Genomic DNA, 21,782 nt, shown 5'->3' on the forward strand with positions numbered 1-21,782 from the left:
TGTTCCAACTCTCATTAGTGAGCACTTCACCCTCTACATAGCGAGCATCGACTCCAGAAACGACCTATACAAATCTCGTTTTATTATGGAAGTTTGATTTGCTTATTTTCTCTTGATTCTTTATATAAAACAATTGTGCCTCCGATTACTTGAACGATTTCTGCTCTTGCACCTTTCGCAAGTTCTTCTGCAACTTCATGACGATCAAATTCGCAGTTTTGGAGCACGCTCACTTTGAATAGTTCGCGAGCTTCTAATGCATCTGCAATTTGTTTAATCATATTTTCATTAACGCCGCCTTTTCCAACTTGAAAAATCGGTGTTAAGTGATGTGCCTTTGCACGTAAAAATCTTTTTTGCTTTCCTGTTAACATATCATTAGCCTCCAAGCTTTCTCATTACTAATTGTTTCATTCTATCGATATCGGGCATGTGTCCTGTCCACATTTCAAATGCAAGTGCTCCTTGATAAACAAACATATCAATTCCATTTTGTACAATTGCCCCTTTTGCTTTCGAATCGTGCAAAAGTTTTGTCTCAAATGGATTATAAATAATATCCGAAACAATCGTTCCTTGCTTTAAAGAGCGAATTTGCAATGGCGTATGCTGTACATGGGGATGCATGCCTATCGTTGTTGTATGAATGATAACATCATAATTCTCTTGTTTTTCCGTTGCATGCTCTAATGAAAGAGCATGCGAAGTAACTTTCGCTTTACATCCTGCGATCAGCTGCTCTGCTTTCTCTACTGTTCGGTTGGCGATATCAATTTCTTTTACACCCACATCCGCAAGTGAAAAGTAAATAGCACGACAAGCCCCACCTGCACCAAGTAATAACACACGCTTTTGGTGCAGCGGCTCTTTGCTAATGGATTGCAAAGAACGAACATAACCAATTCCATCCGTATTATAACCAATTAGTTTTCCATCTTTATGGACTACCGTATTTACAGCACCGATTTGCTTGGCTAACGGATCAATTTCATCTAAGTATTTCATAATTGAAACTTTATGCGGCGTCGTTACATTAAACCCTAGGGCACCTAATGCTTTTAACCCTTTCACCGCTTCCCCTAACGTCTCTTCTTCTACAAGAAACGCATGATAATGAGCATCTATACTTAAGTGCTCAAATGCATCGTTATGCATGAGCGGTGACAATGAATGTCCAATTGGATTTCCGATTACACCATATAATTGTTTCATAAATCCCTCTCCATATTAAATTAAAGATCTACGTAATGAAACACTAACTCCTTTTGGTACATGAGCAACAATCTTTGCCCCTGGTTCATTTACAGTAACCCAACCTAATCCAGAGAATACAACATCTGTTTTTGCCTCACGAATATTAAATTCATATTTCACAAACTCAGGCATATTTTCTAGTTCTTCTGGAGTTGGTGGATTTAATAGTTCCCCAGCGTGTTTTTCATATAATTCGTCAGCTTTTTCAAGCTTTGTACGATGAATTGTTAAACGATTTGAGAAATGGCAAGTGAACGCACGGCGACCACCACTAATATAATCAAAACGTGCCAATCCACCGAAGAATAATGTTTGCTCTTCGTTTAATTGGAAGACCATTGGCTTAATTTCTGTTGTTGGTGTGATCAGTTTCAAGCTTTGTTTTCCAACATAATGTGCCATTTGGTGATGATTGATAATACCTGGTGTATCATATAAAGAAGATGCTTCATCTAATGGAATATCAATTAAATCAAGCGTTGTTCCTGGAAAATGAGACGTTGTAATCACATTCTCAGTTTCTTCACTAAACTCCTTAATCATGCGGTTAATAAATGTAGATTTCCCCACATTCGTACAACCTACAACATATACATCCTTACCATCACGGTACTGTTCAATTCCCTCAGCAAGTTCACGAATACCTTGTCCTTTTGCTGCACTAATTAAAAAGACATCTTCTGGTTTTAATCCCAGTTGCTTCGCACTATAACGCATCCAATGTTTTACTTTATCATGCTTTACTGATTTTGGAATTAAATCCGCTTTGTTTCCAACAAGCAATACTTTGTTGTTTCCTACAAAACGATGTAGTCCTGGTAACCAACTTCCATTGAAGTCAAAGATATCTACAATTTTGACAACTAACGCATTTGACTGTCCAATTCCATTTAAAATACGTAAGAAATCATCATCTGTTAAAGACACATCTTGAATTTCATTATAATGCTTTAAACGGAAACAACGTTGACAAATTACTTGTTCTTTCTCTAAAGATGAAGCCGGTGCATACCCAACTTCATTTTTATTTTCTGTTTGAATTTCTATACCGCAACCAATACATTTAATCGTTTCAGTCAAACTTTATTCCTCCCAGTTAATTAAACCTTTTTTCTTCATATTTCTCATGATTCTTCGTTCAATCTTTCGATTAAAGCGCGTTACTAATCCATCTGTTTGCGCTACTGGTACAACTAAAATCGTATAAAGGCCAACACGATTTCCTCCCAATACATCCGTCAGCACTTGATCGCCAATCACCACGACTTCATCAGGGCTTAAATTCATTTGTTCCATTGCACGTTTAAAAGCACGAACAAGTGGCTTACGTGCACTATGAATAAATGGAATACCAAGTGGATCAGCAAAGTCCTTTACACGTTGCTCATTATTATTGGAAACAACCGTTACTTGAATGCCACATTCTTGCATTTTTAAAAACCACTCTTCAAGCTGTGGCGTTGCATTCGGGCGATCCCATTCAATTAACGTATTGTCTAAATCAGTAATAATACCTTTGATTCCACGTTTTTTTAAATCTTCTGGTTGAACATGATATACGTTTTTCACGTATTCATTTGGTAAAAACAATTTCAATTTCTTTCACCTCTTTGAGGATTTTCCATAAAATTTTTCGACAGCATTTTTCGATAGTCAGCTTGTGGATAAAATTGTACACATTTTCCATATTAATATTTCAGTTAATTTGGAATTTATCAACAATTCATACACAATTTATCCACGGTAATATGTGGATAATCATCCATTTGTGACTGTCATACTTTTTTGGTACAGTAGATGCAATAAAGAACCTAGCCTTATTACTATAGGAGGTGACTCACCTTGAATACAAAACATATGGAACAGTTATCTACTGAGTTACTCACTGAGTCTTATTATAAAGCAAAAGAACTAAAATTAAATCCCGACTTCATTTTACTTATAAAACAAGAAATTATTAGACGCTCATTAGAGGACAAGCTTGTCAAATCATCTTGAGTACATATAGATTACTGCTTCACTTGTAAAAAGAGCCATCCTTAAGATGGCTCTTAAACAAAATGAAACTCCCATCCTTGAGAACCCTTCATTAGGCACATCAGCCCATCTTGCTTCTTTGAGCCCTCACAAGTTTGTGATAAAACTTTTACTGCTCATTATCATAAGATAATCGAGTTGCGATTTTTTCACCAACGCGCAGTTCTTGACCACTCATTAACGTTGAAACAGTTTCAATCATTCCTTTTTCAAACAGTAAAACAACTGTTGAACCAAATGTAAAGTATGCCATCTCTTCACCTTTTTGAACAGTGTTTCTTTCATGAAGAAGCTCGATACTATTTACAAACATAGCACCTACTTTTACAAGTGCCATATGTTGTCCTTCACTGTCTACTTCTGTGACAGAACGATAATTCTTTGACAAAGGTTCTTTTCCATATTTCATGCCCACTGCGTTTACTGGATATGATTTTCTTCCCAGTACAAATCGCTCTGTCACAGAACCGGAAAGTGGACTATGAATACGATGATAATGACTAGGGCTTAAATAAATAACCATATATGTACCGCCAGCATAGCGCTTTGCTCTCTCTTCATTACCTAGCATATCCACAATTGAATAGCGCTTGCCCTTAATATCAAATGTTTTCGTTTCTTCAATCGGGCCAGAATCAGCAAAAACCCCATCAACAGGACTAACAATGTTTAATGGTTCAGCATCAATTGTTCGCTTTCCTTCTTTTAACTTACGTGTAAATAATTCATGCAGCGTTCGATACTCTTTTAAATCCTTTTCCATCTCATCTTGATTTAATTGAAACACTTTTGCGTAGGATGGAATAATCATGGAACTTAAGCGAGACTGTGCAAATTTACGTAACATATAAGAAGTAAACCGTCCATTTGTCAGTTCGATCATAAGTCGATATAATCTACGTTGCAAACCGCGAAACCTCCTAATCCGTCTTAAAATAACAATTATATTTAGCTTTCCCTTCTTTTCTTTCTATATCATACAGTGAAACCTAAAAAAATGGTTCTTATTTCCACATACAAACCAATCTAATCATACAAAAAGAAAAAATAAACACAATTTCTTTCATAAATTCGTTAGCACCTTCTAATATTACAGATAGAATCCGTCATTTTCAACAGTGAACGTATATTTCTTCTTAGAGTTTCTCATTTTATTTCCTTTTTACAAAAAAGAAAAACGACTGGATGTAAGCCGCAGCCGTTTGCCTATTTTATTCTTTTGCTTTCTTCTCCTTCTCTGCCCGCACAAATTCATGAAACATTTTCATCAATGCTCGCTTCTCAATTCGAGATACGTAACTTCTTGAAATCCCAAGTGCCTTTGCAATTTCCCTCTGCGTTTTCTCTTTATCAAGTCCAAGTCCAAATCGCTTTACAATAACCTCTTTCTCTCGTTCATCTAAAATATCGATATACTCCTTAATCTTTTCTAATTCCATGCTAAGCTGAATCATATCAATTACATCTTCGGACTCAGATTTCAGGATATCTATCAATGATATTTCGTTACCTTCTTTGTCCTGTCCAATCGGGTCATGAAGCGAGACGTCTTTTTTTGTTTTCTTTAACACACGTAAATGCATCAAAATTTCATTTTCAATACAACGCGCTGCATATGTTGCAAGCTTCGTTCCTTTCCCTGCTGAATAACTTTCAATCGCTTTAATAAGACCGATCGTTCCAATCGAAATTAAATCCTCCGCATCTTCACCAGTGTTTTCAAATTTCTTAACAATGTGAGCCACAAGCCGTAAGTTATGTTCAATTAACAGATTTCTCGCTTGAGCATCACCTTGCTCCATCAGCTCTAAGTATTTTTTCTCATCATCTGATGATAATGGATGTGGAAATGCATTGTTTTTTACATAAGAAACAAATACAAACACTTCGCGAACCATGTATCCAATTGCGGCGAATAGACTCAAACCCTTCACCTCCGCCAAAATAGTGGTCTTTACTATATGTATGTGGGCAGATGATTGTTTGTGTCTGTACAGCTTAAATATGAAACTTCATAACTTTCCAAGTAGAATATTTAAAGCCTACTTACTCCAGATTATCTCTCCAGTATGTGCATCTATATAGCGAATTTTACGGCACACACCATCATCCTTCTGATCTTCCTCACTATCCTCAGTTGCCATTTGTTTATATATGAGTTCATACTTCGGTGTATCTGTATCATGATTTTCATGCCACTGTAATTCAACACGAAGAGCACTTCTATATGTTTCTAACGCCTGCTCTTTTCGTACCTTTGCGCTAGTTTCATAAGTAAGTAACTCTTCTATTATACTTTGAGATATACCACTATACATTGTAACGTCTCCCGTTTCTGTATCTATGTTAATCATAACCAATAAACACTCAACTGGAATCCCATTTATATACACAGAAAAACAAAGTCTACCCGGACTATCCTCTTCATCATGATTATCCCAAAGACGGAGATACTCAACCGCATTCGGAATGACATGTTCTAAAAACTGCAGTGCCTTTTCTAAACACTCTTCTCGTGATAATATTACTTTCCCCTCTCTTTCAGAGGGTGAGCAGAAATAATGAAGCAATGTATTTGTTGCTTTATCAATTCCAACCATCACATGATTTTTATATCGCAACATAGGTAAGTGCTTTTTATAAAAGTCATCCATTAAATATGTATGTTTTGCTCCCTGCTTATTTTGCAATTCTTCCTTTGGAACAAATCTCATTCTTATTTCATTTCCACAGTCATCTTCAGATACTTTCATGAACCCTTTCTCTTCTAAAGCAAGTAAACGGAAAATATCTTTTTCTTGTTCCTTATTATTTTGGAGCATGCTTATCGCCACAGTGGACGGTAACTTATAATGTTCTGGTTCAAATAAATTTTCCCCTGTGCATGCATCAACCAGTGCAGAACTTGGCTCTGGCTCATAAACAAGTCGATATCCGTTTACCTCTTTTCCACCCTCATACTCATCTAATTCAGGAAATAATTGTGCAAACACAAGTTTCATCTCTTGTCTCTCTTTCAGCTGCTGTAAAACTTGTTCCTTTTCGACAATCACTTCGGGCCATACTGGCTTTTCTTTTTTGCCATTATGATTACGAAATGCAATAACATTTCCTGACGGATGAATTCGCACAATACATCCCGTATGCGGCAAAGGGTATCCATTTACCTCTTGGGAATAGTGAACTTCTTGCATTCCACACCATTCTTTTACATCCACATATGTGTATTCTTCATATTCTGCTGGTACGTATTTCTTTACAAATGAATGAGCAATTTCCTTCGCTGTTTCCTCTCTCATCTCTTCATTATTACTTGGGAAAAATGCTTCATCATCTATATCCAATTCGATTAATTTACCTGTATATCTATTTAAAGAAATTCGTATGTTCTTCTCGTTATTATCTTGATGTTCCCAAAATAATACATGAAACGGTTCATTCACTGTTTGATCATCTACAACAAGATGATATTCAGCTGGAATTTCAATAATATGTGCTACTTGCTTTTTTCTTTCTTCATCTTTTTGATTCATCATATCCTCTCCCTATCTCTAGATATGGTAATTATATCATTTTCTAGAAAAAGGCCCTCAATCCATGGAAAAAACAGCTAGACTTCTCTAGCTGTTTTACTTCGTTTCACGATGCAATGTTACCCGCTTTAATCGTGGACAATATTTTTTTAGTTCGATACGTTCTGGGTTATTTCGCTTATTCTTCTTTGTAATATAATTACGATCACCGCATTCTGTACAAGCTAATGTTATATTTACGCGCATATGTAGCCCTCCTTTTCAAAGATTGCAAATAAAACGTAATGATTACGATTTATATATTATACATTAAAATTTCATTTGTCAATTACATAATGAAGTGAAACTTTAATCAGTGGGATTTTCTTCATCCCCCGACTGATTTAGCCCCCACCAATCGGACTTTTACGGGCGTTCTATCTCCTACCTAACTTTTTTGCTCTCGCCGAATTTTGAGACGGGAGTCTTACTACCCGCAAATAGCGGGATAAATAGAAAAAAAGCGACTAAACTATCTTGATTTTAAGATGATTTTAGCATTTATTACAGAAAAGACAAAAAACTGCAACAATTAGTTCATACGAAATTCACATCAATCGATTACTATTAAATTTGTACATAATGAATTTACTAAAAATCTCATTTATGAATATATGAAACCTCATTAGAAAGGAGTTAAAAACATGAAAGCTAAATATCGTTTTATGATTTCATCATTTGCAGCATGTGCTTATATGATTTGGTATTTAGTATAATAAGCAACCTGACTTGTAAATATGAAAAGGTGTGTATATAAATGGACTATAATCAATCAACTGTTAACTATTGGAAAGCATTTGTATTACCATATACATTCGCTTTAGAAGAGTTAAAAACAAAATTCGAAATTATGAACCGGGAAGCTCAATTTTTAGAAGACTATAACCCGTTTGAACATATAAAAACAAGATTAAAACAACCTGCAAGCATCATAAAAAAACTGGAGCGTAAAAGTTTAGCTCCAACAATTGAGAATGCCCAAACACATTTACAGGATATTATCGGCATACGGATTACATGCTGCTTTGTAGAAGATATCTACCATTTAAAGGAAGTTATTGAAAATCGTGAAGACATGCAAATTGTAGAAGTAAAAGACTACATAGCCAATCCAAAGCAAAATGGCTATAAAAGTTTGCATATGATTATTAAATATCCATTATCATTGAATTCTGGTACAAAAGATGTCTTTGCAGAAATTCAGTTACGTACACTAGCAATGGACTTTTGGGCAAGTTTAGAGCACAAGCTCTATTATAAATATGAAGGGAATATTCCCGATTATTTGAAAGATGAACTTCACGATGCTGCCATGAAAGCTGAAGAACTTGATAATAAAATGGCAACAATCCGCCAGGATATCGATGAAATTGAAGCATGTTCAAATCAAATTTTATTACCATTTTAAAAATAATACTAAGTAATTCAGCTTTTGTGGAGAAACAATAGAAATAGCCTACAAATTATTAGACCAAATCACATATTGATTTGGTCTTTTATTTTTGCTGTTATTTCAACGTTTTTAATGATTTGATGTATAAACAAAAAAAGACATGAAATAACACTCAATGATTACGTATAACCGATAAGGTATTCGATTTAATTAATATTGGCAAACTTTTTTTGGAAGGTAAATGGAAATTTCATGTTAAAATAAACGGATATATAGATTCCAAGAAGTTGTATGTAAACGAATGAGCAAAATACTTGAATCAGACTGAATAAAAAAATAAATCCTTAGAGGAAGGGGATACAATGAAAAAAATAATGGTTGTCGGTGCTTCGGGAGTTCTTGGTAAATTAGTTTGTACAGAACTACTTCGTATATTTAACAATCAAGTTAAATTAACAGTGACTGACTATAAAGCTGATAGAGGAATGAAATTAGCAAAGTCATTTGATCAGGAAGTGATGTTTCAATATTTAGATGTAACTAATGAAGAAAATACAAAGAAAGTACTTAAAAATATTGACATTGTAATAGTTGTTTTAAAACAACAAAACCCATATATTCAAAAAGCTTGTGTAAATAACGATATTCTATGTATCGATGTTACACCCTTTACTGACTTTGTAGAAAAAATAGAAATATTGCATCAAGACACTGAAAAAAATGAAGTAGGGTCAATCGTAATGTCTGGATTCTTTCCAGGATTATCTGGATTGATGGTTAAAAAAGCAGTCTCAAATTTTCATGAAATAACAGAGGTGAATGTAGGGCTACTACAAAATACTAATGCACAAGCTGGAATATCAGGATTTTCAAAAAAAAGAAAAATGTATTTCTTTGAACCAAATAATAATCGAGAAGTAAGACTAATTGACCATGCTGAAAAACAATTCCTACAAAAAGCACTACATATTAAAAATATAAACTATTGGACTTCTTGGAATAGTGTTTTCTTTAACAAACAAATCTCTTTCCTTAAAAAATTCGGATTAATTGATGTTATCCTTACGCTTAATAATAACAAGTTTCTTTCAAAAATTGTTAAACATAACCCCAATAAAAATGAAGATGCGTTTCTTACAGTGGAAGTAACAGGAATTATTGATGATACAAAGTGTAAAAAGACTTTATCCTTATCTACCTTTTCCGATTATCATTTAACGGCTATGGTTACAGCCGCCTTAGCCAAGATAGCAGTTAATAAAAAGATAAAAGGTATAGTTTTTCCGTTTGAATTAACGAGTGTAGATGAAATACTTTCTGAAATGAATTGTAAAAGTGTAACTTTTAAAGAGTTTTTTCAAAAATAAATTATGGCATTAGCTTACGAACAAAAAATAAACACGCTGAAAAACGCTTGGAGATATATCTAAGCGTTTTTATGTACTAAATTTATGACTAATTGTATCGTTTTTTGGTACGAAAATTTTACTGTGAATTTAAATTTTCTCCACGTTATCGGAACTACTTATCCTAATACAAAACCTTTTTTATTTCTTTTCTATTGTACGAACCTCTTCAATTTTCCAATGTTCCTCTTCTTTTCCAAGTGCATACTGCACCTTTTTCTGAAGAGATTTTCCACTATCTATTTCTTTTTCTTCTGTTTCCGCAATAACAAAATTACCTTTCGTATCTTTAATCTGAACATGCTCTAACTCAATTTTTTTATTTCCTCTTTGAAATGCTGCTTCTTTTTGTGTCCGTAAATCTTCAGCGCCAACAATTTTGGTTGAAAACAACGCCATATGTTGATCGAGGTTTTTGTCATTCGTTGTTTGAACAAATGCCTCAATTACATTTCGAGCTTCTTTTTCATCTTCTGGTGTTATATGTAGTTTCACTTCTTTTTTCACTGTGATGTCTTTCTTCTCTACTTCTTTTTTCTGTGTTTCCTGCTGAGATTGACATCCCATTAACAATAATCCAGCTGTAATAACAACCCCTAATTTCTTAATGAATCTTTGCATCCTATTTCCTCCCAAAAAATAAAAAGCGAGGCAAACTGCCACGCTTTTTATTTCGCAATTAGCGTCTACCTTTATTCGGGTCACCACCGCCAACAATATCGAAAACACGTTTTGCTATATTTGTATTTTCTTGAACACCAGAGAATAAGTATTTACCTGGTCCAAATGCATATACGTTTACATCTTCACCAGTATGTCCACCTGTTGTCCAACCTGTAACTGATCGCTTATTAAAGATATCTTCAATTGCATTATCAATTTTCGTTACATCTTTTGATGGAGCAATATCATTAACAGCTTTAATTTCTTCTGGCGTTAATTCTAAATCAATATATTTTTTCAATGTTTCTTCTACATTTGCACCTTTTACGATTTCATTTGCCATAAAGTCTGGTGTACGTTTTGCAGCTTTAATTGCATCTACTTTAAAGTTATATTCACCGTTCGCACCTAGAGAGAAACCACCTGTAGAATGGTCAGCAGTTGCAACGACTAATGTATGCTTATCCTTTTTCGCAAATTCGATTGCTGCTTTAAACGCTCTTTCAAAGTCTTCCATCTCACTCATCGCTGCCACTACATCATTATCATGACCAGCCCAGTCAATTTGGCTACCTTCGACCATTAAGAAGAATCCCTTATTATTTTTATTCAAGCGATTAATGGCTGCATTTGTCATTTCTTCTAATGAAGGTGTTTGATCATTACGATCAATCATTTTATCTAAACCACCTGGTGCAAATAAACCAAGAATTTGATCATTTTTATCGTTTAATAATTGCTGACGATCCGTTACATAGCTATAACCAGCTTTCTTAAATTCTTCTGTAAGATTGCGATCCTTTCTTACGAAGTTATTCACACCGCCGCCAAGCATAACATCTATTTTATGCTTACCTTTAATTTTTTCATCAAAGTAATCATTCGCAATTGCATCCATATTTTTACGACTAATATCATGTGCACCAAAAGCAGCTGGCGTTGCATGTGTAATTTCAGAAGTTGCAACTAGTCCTGTTGATTTCCCTTGTTCTTTCGCCTGCTCAAGCACCGTTTTTACTTCTGTTTTATCATTATCAACTGCAATTGCTGCATTATATGTTTTCACTCCCGCTGACATCGCAGTTGCTGCCGATGCCGAGTCCGTAATATTTTCATGTTCATCTTCTGGATATGTCTTTTGCGTTCCTACAAGATATTTATCAAATTCTAGCGGCTCCATTTCAAATGTTTTCGGATTATCTTTCATATAACGATGAGCTGTCATATAAGAAGGTCCCATACCATCCCCAATTAATACGATGACGTTCTTAATTTTTGTATCATTTTCTTTTCCGTCTGCCTTGGCTACATCCGAACGCGTAAAGTTCCAAGTTGCTACTGAAGCAATTGCTAAAGATGCAACAGCAGCAAACGGCCATGCTTTCTTTACAAACTTTTTCACTTTTTTTGTCCCCCTAATAGGTTATTAAGTTCCCACTACTCAATCTAATGGAAAACTATTAAGGAACAGTTAGGCCTATGTAAATATTTTGTTAAGTTATGTAAATTATAGGTATAATTTGTATTTCTTTGTCTTTTACTATGAAACATAGATTTTACAAAGTACATGTGAGTGGATTGGATTTTCTGCAAATTCACAGCAAAATCTTTACATTTCCTATGATAAAATATTCTTACTATCGTTTGCTCGTTCTGTTTTTACTTCGCATGTGGCAGAAAAAGGCCCTGACCGCTTCTATGCATGGCCAGATGCTCTCTCCCACCTAAAAAGAAGGGTTTATGTCGTTTTTTTAATTGATGTATATATAATTAGAAATGTGGTGATTCTCTATGCAAATACAAAAACTAAATGAATCTAGTATTCCAGATCTTCTTTCGCTTTGTGAGGCTGTTGGATGGTTACAGCATGAATCGTTTATGAAGAAACAATTTGAAATGTACCTTTCAGTCGGAACATTATTCGGGTGTCTCCACCGCAACAAACTAATTGCTACTGGAGGAGTATTTCCTTTTGAACCCGGCTTTTCTTCCATTGGTATGTTAATCGTTTACCCTGACTTTCAGAGACAAGGAATTGGCCGCGTATTGCTAGATCATTGTCTGCAGCTAGCCGAGGCTGCTCTTCCTACTATCCTTATTGCAACAGAAGCTGGTATACCTTTATACGAATCATATGGTTTTAAGACAATAACAAAAATTCATCGATTCGAAAAACTTGTTACGAACTCAACTACGAATCTCTCTCACTTAAAGCAAATTGAGCAACATGATCTTGACTCTCTCATTGAACTGGATCAAATGGCAACAGCCGCTCATCGATCACATCTCTATTCATTATTACTATCTAGGGCTAATTTCTCTCTTAAATTAGAAAAAAACCATAAAATAGAAGCCTTTGCATTATGTACACAAAAAGGGGATGTATTATGCATTACCCCCATGATTGCCAAACAGGAGGAAGATGCTATACGGTTATTACAAATGCTTTGTAACGCTTGGAATGGAGCAATCCGCATTGATGTTCCACATTCACAATTTACATTTCGTAAATACCTTCAAGCAGAAAATTTCCAAGAAACACTACTTTCACCTCTTATGATAAAAAATGGAAGACACCTCTCTGGAAATCGCGATATGCTATTTGCTATGATAGATGCAGCGTTATGTTAGAAAGGGGACGCCTATTTGAATCGAATGAAATCTTATATGGTGAGTTGCCTCGCTCTTATCCTATTAGCGGGATGCAGTATAGCAGAAAAGCCAGTAGAACAAGCAAAACAAGTAAAAGATACAATTGCAACCAAATTAACTACCGATGAAAAAATGGTCGAAATAGATGGACAAACTATTTATTTCAAACAAATTGGAAAAAAGAAACCACCATTGCTTATGCTTCATGGATTCGACGGATCATCTAACGGCTTTCGTGATATTTATTCCGAATTAGCAAAAGATCATACCATTATTGCTGTTGATATTTTAGGATTTGGGCGTTCGTCTAAACCAATGGATTTTCAATATACTTTCCCAAATCAAGCAAACTTATATTATAAGTTAATGAAAAAACTAGGCTACGATACATTTTCAGTCCTTGGTCACTCCATGGGAGGAGAAATTTCTCTAAATTTAACATACTTATATCCCGATGCAGTGACCCATCTTATTTTAACGGACGCCACAGGGATTAGATCGTTAACGAATAAAAAAGGCTCACCAAAGCCTCAGCTATCGAGCGATTTACATACAGTTTCTTCTATTACAAATTATGATGAAAGCAAAGTAAAATTTAAGCGGGATGACACAGAACACTATACAAAAATGAAAAACACGCTATGGGCCAACCGTCTTCGTATTAATGCTAATGAAATTCAAGCTCCGACTTTAATTATTTGGGGAAGACATGACGATAGTGTCCCTGTTACAGAAGGCGAATCCTATCATCAGTTCTTAAAAAACAGTACTTTCCACGTTATAGAAAACGGTTATCATGCACCATTTCGCCAAGAACCAGAGGAATTTATGGGATATGTAAAAGAATTTTTCGAAAAGAATCCAGTCCAAACAACGAAGTAACAAAAACGGGTATCACATCTTCGAGATACCCGTTTTATATATTAAGCAGCTGGTTTTTGTCGTCTGTGCGTTTTTGAACCTAGTAATTTGGGTACAATCCAGCCATCGATTCCAAGTTTTCCAGCATTCATACCAGAGACAAGAACGAACATAGATAAAATAACCATTTGTGGATTTACACCTAGAGACCCACTAAACATATAGGAAAAGTTCATTTCATAAGTTCATTTCATATATACCCGTTTCTTCTAAAAAGTCTTCTCTGGTTAGCGCTTGCTTTTGTAAGTACTGCCTATATGCCGTGATTGTTCCATCATGTGAAACAACATAGATTCTTTTTGCCTTTAATGTACAGCACCAATTGATGAATTGATCTGCAATATTCCTAAATTCTTTCTTCTCTATCATCCTCTGAATTCCTTCCACAATATTTTTTAGTACAATGGTAAACACAAATGTAAAAAACATTTGACACACATTTTGGAAATTATTATGATAAATGATGTAAAACCTTTTTTACATCATTTATTTTTTTAGGAGGGTTCACAAAGATGAAATGGCTTATTTATTTTATCGGTATGATGATATGGGGATACATAAATGGAGTTTTTAGTAGTGATAAAACTGCTAATCCTTGGATTAAAGATGATGAGCGAGAACAAAAAATTAAGCATAAAGCAATTATAGCGAGTTGGTCAGGAATTTTTATGTTTTGTATAATTAGCCTTTTTAATAAATTATTAGGTTTAAGTGGAGGAGAAAAATCACCTTACTTACCAGATCCTTTGGCAACAATTTTAAAAGAAAATGTCGAGTTACAAGTTTTAATTATACTTTTCATCATGTATGGAGTTTTTTATTTGTATTATCGAAAAAAATTGAGCGCTTAAGCCTGTTCTTCCATTAATCCATCATTTCAAACTCATGATTTTCCTCCCAAATGGTTATAGTAACAGAGATAAAGTGAAACTTTAATCAGTGGGGGTTTTCTTCATCCCCCACCTAACTTCTTTGCTTTTGCTGAATTTTGAGGTGGGGGTCTTACTGCCCGCAAATAGCGGGATAAAACGAAACTCTGAGGAGGATATATCAATGAGTAACTCAAACGACTTTTTAGACACAATACAAGAGAAACAAGCAAAAGACGAACAAAACAGAAAACATCAAGGTAAAGGGAATCCTGGAAAAAAGAAACCAAATAAAACACACAAATAATCATCAGCAAAAATGGATTTACCTAAAATAATTTTAGGTGAATCCATTTTTTAGTTCTCTTTTATAGAAACAACATCATCCCAATTCCACATCTCATAATAACTCCCCAGTACATCTATATTTTCAATCCATTTCCCATCATGTGACCATTTTGGCTTTGTTATGTACTCTCCTTTTGTTATTTGTTTTTCTTTTCCATCTATTTTCAACCACAGATTATGACCACGAATAAATGCTACTTTTATCTCGTTTGCCTCAGCTTGAACAGTAGGCACAGCTTCACATAAACAGTAAATGCAGGTAATAGAAACAATAAGGTGCTTCCACATTTTTCTTCGATCCTCCTATCGCTCATCCACCTTATCATTCCCTGCATTTTTTATTTGAATAAAATTATTGTTGACAATTTTTTAAACAAATTCATATATTACGCGTTGAAAGAATCGCAGTAGTAACTTATATCCCTGTCTCAGAGAGCTGATAATTGGTGTGAATCAGTACATATACAAGTGCGAATTACAATTCTGGAGCTTCTTTTTCATAGTGCTATTTATGCATGAAGGAAGAGACGGATTTTTCCGTTATCAATAACTGAGAAGTAAGCACATTCTTGCTTACAAATAGGGTGGTACCGCGATTTTTTCGCCCCTATCGGAGTTTCCGATAGGGGCTTTTTCTGTTTCTCACAAAAGAAATGTTAAATAATTCCGAATCTTATGATAAAATTTTATAAGCGCTTACAATGATTGAAAGGTGGTGATATATGCAAAAGAAACCGTAGCAATGTTTACAGATAAAAAAGGAGGATGTATCAATGACAAAGAAAATAGAAATTCCATCACATTTAAAACCATTTGTATCTAAGCAACATTATGATCAGTACACACCAGTTAACCACGCTGTGTGGCGTTACATTATGAGACAAAATCATAGTTTCCTCAAAGATGTTGCCCATCCAGCCTATGTCAACGGACTACAATCATCTGGTATTAATATAGATGCAATTCCAAAGGTTGAAGAAATGAATGAATGCTTAGCACCAAGCGGCTGGGGCGCAGTAACAATTGATGGACTTATCCCTGGCGTAGCATTCTTTGATTTCCAAGGTCATGGTTTATTACCGATCGCAACAGATATTCGTAAAGTAGAGAATATCGAATATACACCAGCTCCTGATATTGTTCATGAGGCGGCTGGTCATGCACCAATCTTACTTGATCCTACATATGCAAAGTATGTAAAACGATTTGGACAAATTGGAGCAAAAGCTTTCTCAACAAAGGAAGAACATGACGCTTTTGAAGCAGTGCGTACGCTAACAATCGTGAAAGAAAGTCCAACTTCTACACCTGAAGAAGTTGAAGCTGCCGAAAGAAAGGTAATCGAAAAACAAAAACTTGTTTCTGGATTATCAGAGGCAGAACAAATTTCTCGTCTATTCTGGTGGACGGTCGAGTATGGATTAATTGGAGATATAAATAATCCTAAAATTTACGGTGCTGGCCTTCTTTCCTCCGTCGGTGAGAGCAAATATTGTTTAACAGACGCTGTAAAAAAGGTTCCATTCTCAATTGAGGATTGCACAAAAACGACATATGATGTGACGAAAATGCAGCCTCAACTATTTGTTTGTGAGTCATTTGAAGAATTAACAGAAGCGCTTGAAAAGTTCTCTGAAACAATGGCTTTCAAGACAGGAGACACAGAGGGCTTAGAAAAAGCAATCCGCTCTGAAAATACAGCAACAGCTGAACTAAGTAGCGGGTTACAAATTACAGGCACATTTACAGAAACAATTCAAAATGATGCTGGTGAAGTGATTTACATGAAAACAAGTACACCAACCGCATTAGCGCTAAACAATCAACAACTAGCGAATCATTCTATAGCTGTACACCAAGATGGATTTGGCACACCGGTTGGTTTGTTAGAAGGTAATATCGCATTAGAGGACTGTACAGCAGAAACATTACAATCATTAGGCATTCTTATCGGTAATCATGCCGAACTTTCCTTTACAAGCGGTGTTCATGTAAAAGGAACCGTAACAGACATTGTGAAAAACGATGAGAAGATTGCTCTTATCTCATTTATAGATTGCACAGTTGTCTACAAAGATCGTCTATTATTCGCTGCTTCATGGGGAGCATTTGATATGGCAGTTGGTTCAAAAATTACTTCTGTATTCCCGGGCGCAGCAGATACAGCCGCATTCTTCCAGATGGATAAAGAAAAAGAAGAAGAACCCACGCCACTTGCATTAACGGAACTTGATCGCATGTATCAAACGGTTCGTGATATTCGAAACGAAGGAGCATTACAAGATTCACATGTAGAACAGTTAGTAGCCATTCAAGAAGTATTAAATAAGTTCTACGCAAAAGAATGGTTGCTTCGCCTTGAAATTTTAGAATTGCTTTTAGAACATAACAAAGGACACGAAACATCTGCTGCATTACAAGAGCAGCTCTCTGCTTTTACAGAAAACGAATCTGTACAACGTTTAATTCATAATGGACTTACCCTACTTCCAATAAAGGATGTGAAAAATGATGCAACGCCTAACAGATGAAGAAGTACAAGAGGAATTGATGAAGTTAGATAAATGGACAGTGAAAGATGAAAAATGGATTGAAAGAAAATATATGTTTTCCGACTACTTAAAAGGTGTCGAATTTGTTTCTGAAGCCGCCAAACTATCAGAAGAACATAATCACCATCCATTTATCCTTATCCAGTATAAAGCAGTCATTATCACTTTGTCATCATGGAATGCAAAAGGCTTAACAAAACTTGATTTTGAGCTAGCAAAACAATTTGATGAACTCTTTTTACAAAATGAAAAAGCAATTATAAGAAAATAAACAGGAGAAGCCTTATTTAGGCTTCTCCTTTTATAATGAAATGAATACAGTGACCAAATGGATCCTCTACTTGTAGTATTCCATCTTTGTACGTCGCAATAGCGCCAATATATTTTAAGCTTTCACATACTTGCTCTTTTTCTTTCTCATCAGCTAGTACAATTGTGAAATATTTCAAGCCAACAGAATTTGGCATTTGCTGTGGTATCCCTTCACCTTGCCATGTATTAAAACCAATATGGTGATGATATCCACCGGCTGAAACAAACAATGCACCATTACGAGCTGGGATTGTTACTTCAAATCCAAGTCCATCCACATAAAAACGTCTTGCTTCTTCTAAATCAGCTACATGGAAGTGAACATGTCCCATTACCGTACCACCTGGAAACCCATTCCATGCACTTCCTTGTTGTAATAATCCTTCACCATCTAATGGGTTACTAACAAATGGAAGCTCTCCCTCTTCATCACGCCACACTTCTCTTTGACGATCATGATAAATTTCAATTCCATTTCCATCCGGGTCAGACAAATAAATAGCTTCGCTAAAGTAATGATCTGCTCCGCCTTGTAACGGATATACCTTTTGTACAAGATGAAGAAGGATGTTTGCTAAATCCTTTCTGCTTGGCAATAAGATTGCATAATGGTATAAACCAGTGCGGCCTCTTTGCTTTGGAAGAGCATTCTCTTTCTCTTCTATTATAAGAAGGGGTTCATTATCTTCATTACCAAACGTAACGATCGTTTCCTCTTCTTTGATCACTTTCATTCGTAATACATCTGTATAAAATGCAATTGACTTTTGTGTATTCGATACGTGTAGATGAACAACGCCGAGTGTTGTATTTGGATGAAGTTGAAAGCTCATATTGTTATACCCCCAGGTTCAATTAGTCTTTTTTTAATACAGTGGCTTTTAAGAAATTATCTACAAAACCATCAGCTTTCGCAACAAATAAGTAAAGACCCATTGCTAATAATGCAAGTTCTAATTCAAATCCAGGATTCTTTCCATCTCCTAGTAAACCAGCTGACCATTTTACTTTTATAATCGCTCCAACCATAACTAATGCAAATAATAACCCGATATATCTTACACCTAAACCGACAATTAATAATAGACCACCGACTAATTCTGCTGTTGCTACGCCATACGCAAGGCCACCTGGTAAACCAATACTTGTAAACCATCCTGCAATATTGTCAATTCCTGATTGGAATTTTGTTAAACCGTGCATGAAGAATGTTATCCCTAACACGATACGAATAATTAAATTACCAATTTGTTGATTCATTTCTTTCTCTCCTTTATTGTTTTGTAATACAAAACTTTTATTCTCATTACAAAACATACAATAATTTTTTTTATTCGTCAATTCATTTTTCTTGAGAAAAAATATAATTTTTTTGCTATGATACAAATAGTTGTTTACAAAAAGGAGATTGATTTTATGAACATTGGTTCTGCAATACGTGAAATTCGTCAACGCAGAGGCATCACAATCGCCCAAATTTGTGAAGGAACAGGACTTTCTAAAGGTTTTATGAGTCAGGTTGAAAATAATAAAACCTCGCCATCCATTTCAACTTTAGAAACCATTTCTAATTTTTTAAACGTTCCTCTCCCTTATTTGTTACTTGAACAAAAAGATCGCATGAAAATTGTAAAAAAAGAAGAGCGAAAATACAGTGTATACGGAAAAGATGAGCAGAGAATTGAGCATGTTGCTGAACAAGGTGGTCTTCGTTTATCTTTAGTAGAAATTCCAGTTGGATTCCCAAAAGAAAACATACCAAATGCTCATGAAGGTGAAGAATGTCATCTTGTGTTACGTGGAAAGTTAGAAGTGCAGCACGGAGAAGATATTGCAATTGTAGAAGAAGGTGATTCTTTTTCCTGGAGTGCATGTGTACCGCATATTGTGCGCAATATTGGCGAAGAATCTGCATTATTACTTATCTCCAGCCATGCTGAAAATCGAAAGCGTGTATATTAAACAGCAATGCAAACAATACAAAAAGCCTGTTTTCAAAAATGAAAAACAGGCTTTTTGTATTATTCTCTTATAATTCCATGGCTTGATCCTACTAATACTTCTTTCCCTTTTTGATTACGATACATCGACTCTATAGATACCTTTTTATACCCCTCCATTTGTTCGATACTTGTAAGAGTTACATCACAAGTAATTGTATCTCCTGCAAAAACAGGCCTGATGAATTCACTTACCAATTCCCTTGCTATGTAATGTACGTCCCCACCAATTTTTGTTCCTATACTTGCAGTTAATAAACCATGCACCATTAAACGCCCTTGCTCATCATGTTCCATATGGTGTCTTCCTTTATCACCTGTAAGATGAGCAAATTCAAGAACTTCTTCTTCTGTAAATGTTCTTTCATACTGAAATGTATCCCCGACTTTTATATTCATTTTTATCCCCCTTTTAAATTTCTGAATTTTCTTTATAATATTAACATAAAAAAACTATAAAATGAATGATTGTTCATTTTATAGTTTTTAATCTTTCTATCGATGTCCCTGCTTTTTCGCTTCATGATAACCGTAATAAGCACATGTCCCATTCTGTGATAAATCTCGCACTTCAAATCCGCAACTACGATAAAAATCAAAATTATTAGCAGATGTATGGGCGAACCAATCTCCATGGGGTAGTTTCTGCATACAAAGGGAAACGAGCTTCTTTCCTAATCCTTTTCCTCTATATTCACACTTCACAACTAAATCCATAATATTGGCAGCCATTATCTGGTCAGAAATGACACGAACCATCGCAATCATTTCTTCATCGTCCCAAATCGTAAAAACCCACGTGGAATTTTCAAATGCTATCGTAAATTTTTCAATTTGCCAAGATGGAATGCTATTGTTACTCCAGCCTGCATCTTCGAATAAACTTTTAATTGCATAAGCTGGTACACCTGTCGTTCCTTCTCGAATAATGAGCCCATTATGATAAATATACAATCCCATTCCCCCTTTTATTGTTATATACTATTCTTTAAGAGTTAAATATTACCTTTTTAAAAGGAGAAAAAGATGGGGAAATTATTATGTTTATTTTCTTTTACACTTCTTATGATTACCGTGCAAACTACTAATATAGTATTTTTTAGTCTATGGCTTCTTATATTACTTCCTTTACTTAAAAAGCAACATTATCATCATTTTGTATGGACTGCTCTTTTATTTGGGATTGGATTTTCCCTTTATTTATCTGCTATGAATCAAATTTCATTTTCTTCAAGAGAACTAACGATTATTGTAAAACGTCTTTGCCTACTTCTTGTTTTTGTGCCATTTCTCTTAAATGCTCTTGCACGCAAACAGCGGATATCTCTAAATTGGCATCCACCACAGTGGAATAATACTTTACGTATGCCTTTTATTTGGAGTGGACCTCATCAAGCGAAAATTTATATGTTTCTTATCATCGCAATTTCTATTAACATCATCACCTTTACACCTTTTCTACTGCAAAAAGAATGGTCTTACATACAACATATTTTGTTATTTTCTTTATTGTTTTCGATTATCAATGGTGTACTAGAAGAATGTATTTGGCGAGGAATCTTACTGCGTCATTTTTCAAATCAGCTTGGTGAAAAATGTGCTGTCGTACTTACAAGCATCGGTTTTGGTTTACAACATTACTCTTTAGGTTTTCCTTGGAGTATTTGCACTGCATTCATTTTAGCTGGTGTATTTTATGGAGGAATTGTTGTGAAGTCAAAGAGTATAATACCAGCTATTATATGGCATGTAGTTTTAAATATATTAATGGTATTTAGTGGTCTCATTCTTTAAAAGAGCAGG

At 35.0% G+C, this 21,782-nt stretch carries 25 protein-coding genes, 3 pseudogenes and 1 other annotated feature; of the genes and pseudogenes, 11 read left to right on the forward strand and 17 right to left on the reverse strand.

The window, feature by feature from the left end; genetic code table 11:
• Nucleotides 1-83 precede the first annotated feature (83 nt).
• Genes yhbY through ACIQ7L_RS08135 form a run of 4 tightly spaced genes read right to left on the reverse strand, consistent with a single transcriptional unit; the run spans nucleotide 84 to nucleotide 2,850 of the window.
• Nucleotides 84-374, reverse strand: coding sequence for a ribosome assembly RNA-binding protein YhbY (gene yhbY, locus ACIQ7L_RS08120; RefSeq protein WP_400568049.1), 291 nt, complete (start codon nucleotides 372-374; stop codon nucleotides 84-86).
• 4 nt (nucleotides 375-378) lie between these two features.
• Nucleotides 379-1,212: a shikimate dehydrogenase gene (gene aroE / locus ACIQ7L_RS08125; RefSeq protein WP_400568051.1), complete on the reverse strand. Its 834-nt coding sequence runs from the start codon at nucleotides 1,210-1,212 to the stop codon at nucleotides 379-381.
• Nucleotides 1,213-1,227: 15 nt separating this feature from the next.
• Nucleotides 1,228-2,334, reverse strand: coding sequence for a ribosome biogenesis GTPase YqeH (gene yqeH / locus ACIQ7L_RS08130; RefSeq protein WP_400568053.1), 1,107 nt, complete (start codon nucleotides 2,332-2,334; stop codon nucleotides 1,228-1,230).
• A 3-nt stretch (nucleotides 2,335-2,337) separates the two neighbouring features.
• Entirely contained in the window at nucleotides 2,338-2,850 is a 513-nt protein-coding gene (locus ACIQ7L_RS08135; RefSeq protein WP_400568055.1) for a YqeG family HAD IIIA-type phosphatase, read from the reverse strand.
• A 246-nt stretch (nucleotides 2,851-3,096) separates the two neighbouring features.
• Here ACIQ7L_RS08135 and sda point away from each other — a divergent pair, with 246 nt between their 5' ends.
• Nucleotides 3,097-3,252: a sporulation histidine kinase inhibitor Sda gene (gene sda, locus ACIQ7L_RS08140; RefSeq protein WP_141523183.1), complete on the forward strand. Its 156-nt coding sequence runs from the start codon at nucleotides 3,097-3,099 to the stop codon at nucleotides 3,250-3,252.
• Nucleotides 3,253-3,400: 148 nt separating this feature from the next.
• On the opposite strand, the gene ACIQ7L_RS08145 is transcribed toward sda, so the two are convergent.
• The 4 genes from ACIQ7L_RS08145 to rpmG all read right to left on the reverse strand — a co-directional run bounded on the left by ACIQ7L_RS08145 (nucleotide 3,401) and on the right by rpmG (nucleotide 7,070).
• Entirely contained in the window at nucleotides 3,401-4,198 is a 798-nt protein-coding gene (locus ACIQ7L_RS08145) for a phosphatidylserine decarboxylase (RefSeq protein ID WP_400568057.1), read from the reverse strand.
• Nucleotides 4,199-4,502: 304 nt separating this feature from the next.
• The gene (gene sigK / locus ACIQ7L_RS08150) at nucleotides 4,503-5,216 is read right to left on the reverse strand and encodes an RNA polymerase sporulation sigma factor SigK (protein WP_400568059.1); all 714 of its coding nucleotides are present in this window, start codon (nucleotides 5,214-5,216) and stop codon (nucleotides 4,503-4,505) included.
• A gap of 117 nt (nucleotides 5,217-5,333) precedes the next feature.
• The gene (locus ACIQ7L_RS08155) at nucleotides 5,334-6,827 is read right to left on the reverse strand and encodes a YcdB/YcdC domain-containing protein (protein WP_400568061.1); all 1,494 of its coding nucleotides are present in this window, start codon (nucleotides 6,825-6,827) and stop codon (nucleotides 5,334-5,336) included.
• Between the two features lie 93 nt (nucleotides 6,828-6,920).
• Complete coding sequence (gene rpmG / locus ACIQ7L_RS08160; protein ID WP_001265619.1) at nucleotides 6,921-7,070, reverse strand: 50S ribosomal protein L33; 150 nt, start codon at nucleotides 7,068-7,070, stop codon at nucleotides 6,921-6,923.
• A gap of 550 nt (nucleotides 7,071-7,620) precedes the next feature.
• On the opposite strand from rpmG, the gene ACIQ7L_RS08165 reads away from it, so the two are divergent.
• Nucleotides 7,621-8,271 (forward strand): GTP pyrophosphokinase, encoded by a 651-nt coding sequence (locus tag ACIQ7L_RS08165; protein ID WP_400568064.1) that lies wholly within the window; start codon nucleotides 7,621-7,623, stop codon nucleotides 8,269-8,271.
• Nucleotides 8,272-8,618: 347 nt separating this feature from the next.
• Nucleotides 8,619-9,623: a saccharopine dehydrogenase family protein gene (locus ACIQ7L_RS08170; RefSeq protein ID WP_400568066.1), complete on the forward strand. Its 1,005-nt coding sequence runs from the start codon at nucleotides 8,619-8,621 to the stop codon at nucleotides 9,621-9,623.
• A gap of 180 nt (nucleotides 9,624-9,803) precedes the next feature.
• Here ACIQ7L_RS08170 and ACIQ7L_RS08175 read toward each other — a convergent pair whose 3' ends face one another.
• A complete protein-coding gene (locus ACIQ7L_RS08175; protein WP_400568068.1) occupies nucleotides 9,804-10,283 on the reverse strand; it encodes a Cif family virulence factor in 480 nt (159 codons plus the stop codon).
• A gap of 58 nt (nucleotides 10,284-10,341) precedes the next feature.
• Nucleotides 10,342-11,727, reverse strand: a complete 1,386-nt coding sequence (locus ACIQ7L_RS08180) for an alkaline phosphatase (protein WP_400568070.1) — start codon at nucleotides 11,725-11,727, stop codon at nucleotides 10,342-10,344.
• Between the two features lie 389 nt (nucleotides 11,728-12,116).
• Between ACIQ7L_RS08180 and ACIQ7L_RS08185 the strand changes: the two genes are divergently transcribed.
• Both ACIQ7L_RS08185 and ACIQ7L_RS08190 read left to right on the forward strand, forming a co-directional pair.
• On the forward strand, nucleotides 12,117-12,956 hold the full coding sequence (locus ACIQ7L_RS08185; RefSeq protein WP_400568071.1) for a GNAT family N-acetyltransferase: 840 nt from the start codon (nucleotides 12,117-12,119) through the stop codon (nucleotides 12,954-12,956).
• A 36-nt stretch (nucleotides 12,957-12,992) separates the two neighbouring features.
• Nucleotides 12,993-13,859 (forward strand): alpha/beta fold hydrolase, encoded by an 867-nt coding sequence (locus tag ACIQ7L_RS08190; RefSeq protein ID WP_400568186.1) that lies wholly within the window; start codon nucleotides 12,993-12,995, stop codon nucleotides 13,857-13,859.
• 41 nt (nucleotides 13,860-13,900) lie between these two features.
• Here ACIQ7L_RS08190 and ACIQ7L_RS08195 read toward each other — a convergent pair.
• A pseudogene (locus tag ACIQ7L_RS08195) lies at nucleotides 13,901-14,074 on the reverse strand (DoxX family protein); the annotation flags it as partial.
• A 1-nt stretch (nucleotide 14,075) separates the two neighbouring features.
• A pseudogene (locus tag ACIQ7L_RS08200) lies at nucleotides 14,076-14,282 on the reverse strand (histidine phosphatase family protein); the annotation flags it as partial.
• 128 nt (nucleotides 14,283-14,410) lie between these two features.
• Between ACIQ7L_RS08200 and ACIQ7L_RS08205 the strand changes: the two are divergent.
• Both ACIQ7L_RS08205 and ACIQ7L_RS08210 read left to right on the forward strand, forming a co-directional pair.
• A complete protein-coding gene (locus ACIQ7L_RS08205; protein ID WP_400568073.1) occupies nucleotides 14,411-14,749 on the forward strand; it encodes a phosphoglycerate mutase in 339 nt (112 codons plus the stop codon).
• Nucleotides 14,750-14,951: 202 nt separating this feature from the next.
• Nucleotides 14,952-15,074 carry a DUF4023 domain-containing protein gene (locus tag ACIQ7L_RS08210; protein ID WP_097896987.1) on the forward strand — a complete coding sequence of 41 codons (123 nt, stop codon included), beginning with the start codon at nucleotides 14,952-14,954 and terminating at the stop codon, nucleotides 15,072-15,074.
• A gap of 125 nt (nucleotides 15,075-15,199) precedes the next feature.
• On the opposite strand, the pseudogene ACIQ7L_RS08215 reads toward ACIQ7L_RS08210, so the two are convergent.
• Nucleotides 15,200-15,403: pseudogene (locus tag ACIQ7L_RS08215) on the reverse strand (translocation protein TolB); the annotation flags it as partial.
• Nucleotides 15,404-15,499: 96 nt separating this feature from the next.
• Nucleotides 15,500-15,727: a binding site (T-box leader), on the forward strand.
• A 161-nt stretch (nucleotides 15,728-15,888) separates the two neighbouring features.
• Here ACIQ7L_RS08215 and ACIQ7L_RS08220 point away from each other — a divergent pair.
• On the forward strand, nucleotides 15,889-17,646 hold the full coding sequence (locus ACIQ7L_RS08220; protein WP_400568075.1) for an aromatic amino acid hydroxylase: 1,758 nt from the start codon (nucleotides 15,889-15,891) through the stop codon (nucleotides 17,644-17,646).
• Nucleotides 17,624-17,938 carry a 4a-hydroxytetrahydrobiopterin dehydratase gene (locus tag ACIQ7L_RS08225; RefSeq protein ID WP_400568077.1) on the forward strand — a complete coding sequence of 105 codons (315 nt, stop codon included), beginning with the start codon at nucleotides 17,624-17,626 and terminating at the stop codon, nucleotides 17,936-17,938. Before ACIQ7L_RS08220 ends, ACIQ7L_RS08225 begins: the two co-directional genes overlap by 23 nt.
• 16 nt (nucleotides 17,939-17,954) lie before the next feature.
• On the opposite strand, the gene ACIQ7L_RS08230 is transcribed toward ACIQ7L_RS08225, so the two are convergent.
• Both ACIQ7L_RS08230 and ACIQ7L_RS08235 read right to left on the reverse strand, forming a co-directional pair.
• Nucleotides 17,955-18,812, reverse strand: coding sequence for a VOC family protein (locus tag ACIQ7L_RS08230; protein WP_400568079.1), 858 nt, complete (start codon nucleotides 18,810-18,812; stop codon nucleotides 17,955-17,957).
• 22 nt (nucleotides 18,813-18,834) lie between these two features.
• A complete protein-coding gene (locus ACIQ7L_RS08235; RefSeq protein ID WP_400568080.1) occupies nucleotides 18,835-19,239 on the reverse strand; it encodes a DoxX family protein in 405 nt (134 codons plus the stop codon).
• A gap of 156 nt (nucleotides 19,240-19,395) precedes the next feature.
• Here ACIQ7L_RS08235 and ACIQ7L_RS08240 point away from each other — a divergent pair, with 156 nt between their 5' ends.
• Complete coding sequence (locus ACIQ7L_RS08240; RefSeq protein WP_400568082.1) at nucleotides 19,396-19,941, forward strand: helix-turn-helix domain-containing protein; 546 nt, start codon at nucleotides 19,396-19,398, stop codon at nucleotides 19,939-19,941.
• A 59-nt stretch (nucleotides 19,942-20,000) separates the two neighbouring features.
• On the opposite strand, the gene ACIQ7L_RS08245 is transcribed toward ACIQ7L_RS08240, so the two are convergent.
• Nucleotides 20,001-20,378 (reverse strand): MaoC family dehydratase, encoded by a 378-nt coding sequence (locus ACIQ7L_RS08245; RefSeq protein ID WP_400568084.1) that lies wholly within the window; start codon nucleotides 20,376-20,378, stop codon nucleotides 20,001-20,003.
• A 96-nt stretch (nucleotides 20,379-20,474) separates the two neighbouring features.
• Entirely contained in the window at nucleotides 20,475-20,933 is a 459-nt protein-coding gene (locus tag ACIQ7L_RS08250) for a GNAT family N-acetyltransferase (RefSeq protein ID WP_400568086.1), read from the reverse strand.
• A 72-nt stretch (nucleotides 20,934-21,005) separates the two neighbouring features.
• On the opposite strand from ACIQ7L_RS08250, the gene ACIQ7L_RS08255 reads away from it, so the two are divergent.
• A complete protein-coding gene (locus tag ACIQ7L_RS08255; protein ID WP_400568088.1) occupies nucleotides 21,006-21,773 on the forward strand; it encodes a CPBP family intramembrane glutamic endopeptidase in 768 nt (255 codons plus the stop codon).
• The last annotated feature ends 9 nt before the right edge of the window (nucleotides 21,774-21,782 follow it).

This window comes from Bacillus sp. NPDC094106, assembly GCF_044764345.1.
Lineage (GTDB): Bacteria > Bacillota > Bacilli > Bacillales > Bacillaceae_G > Bacillus_A.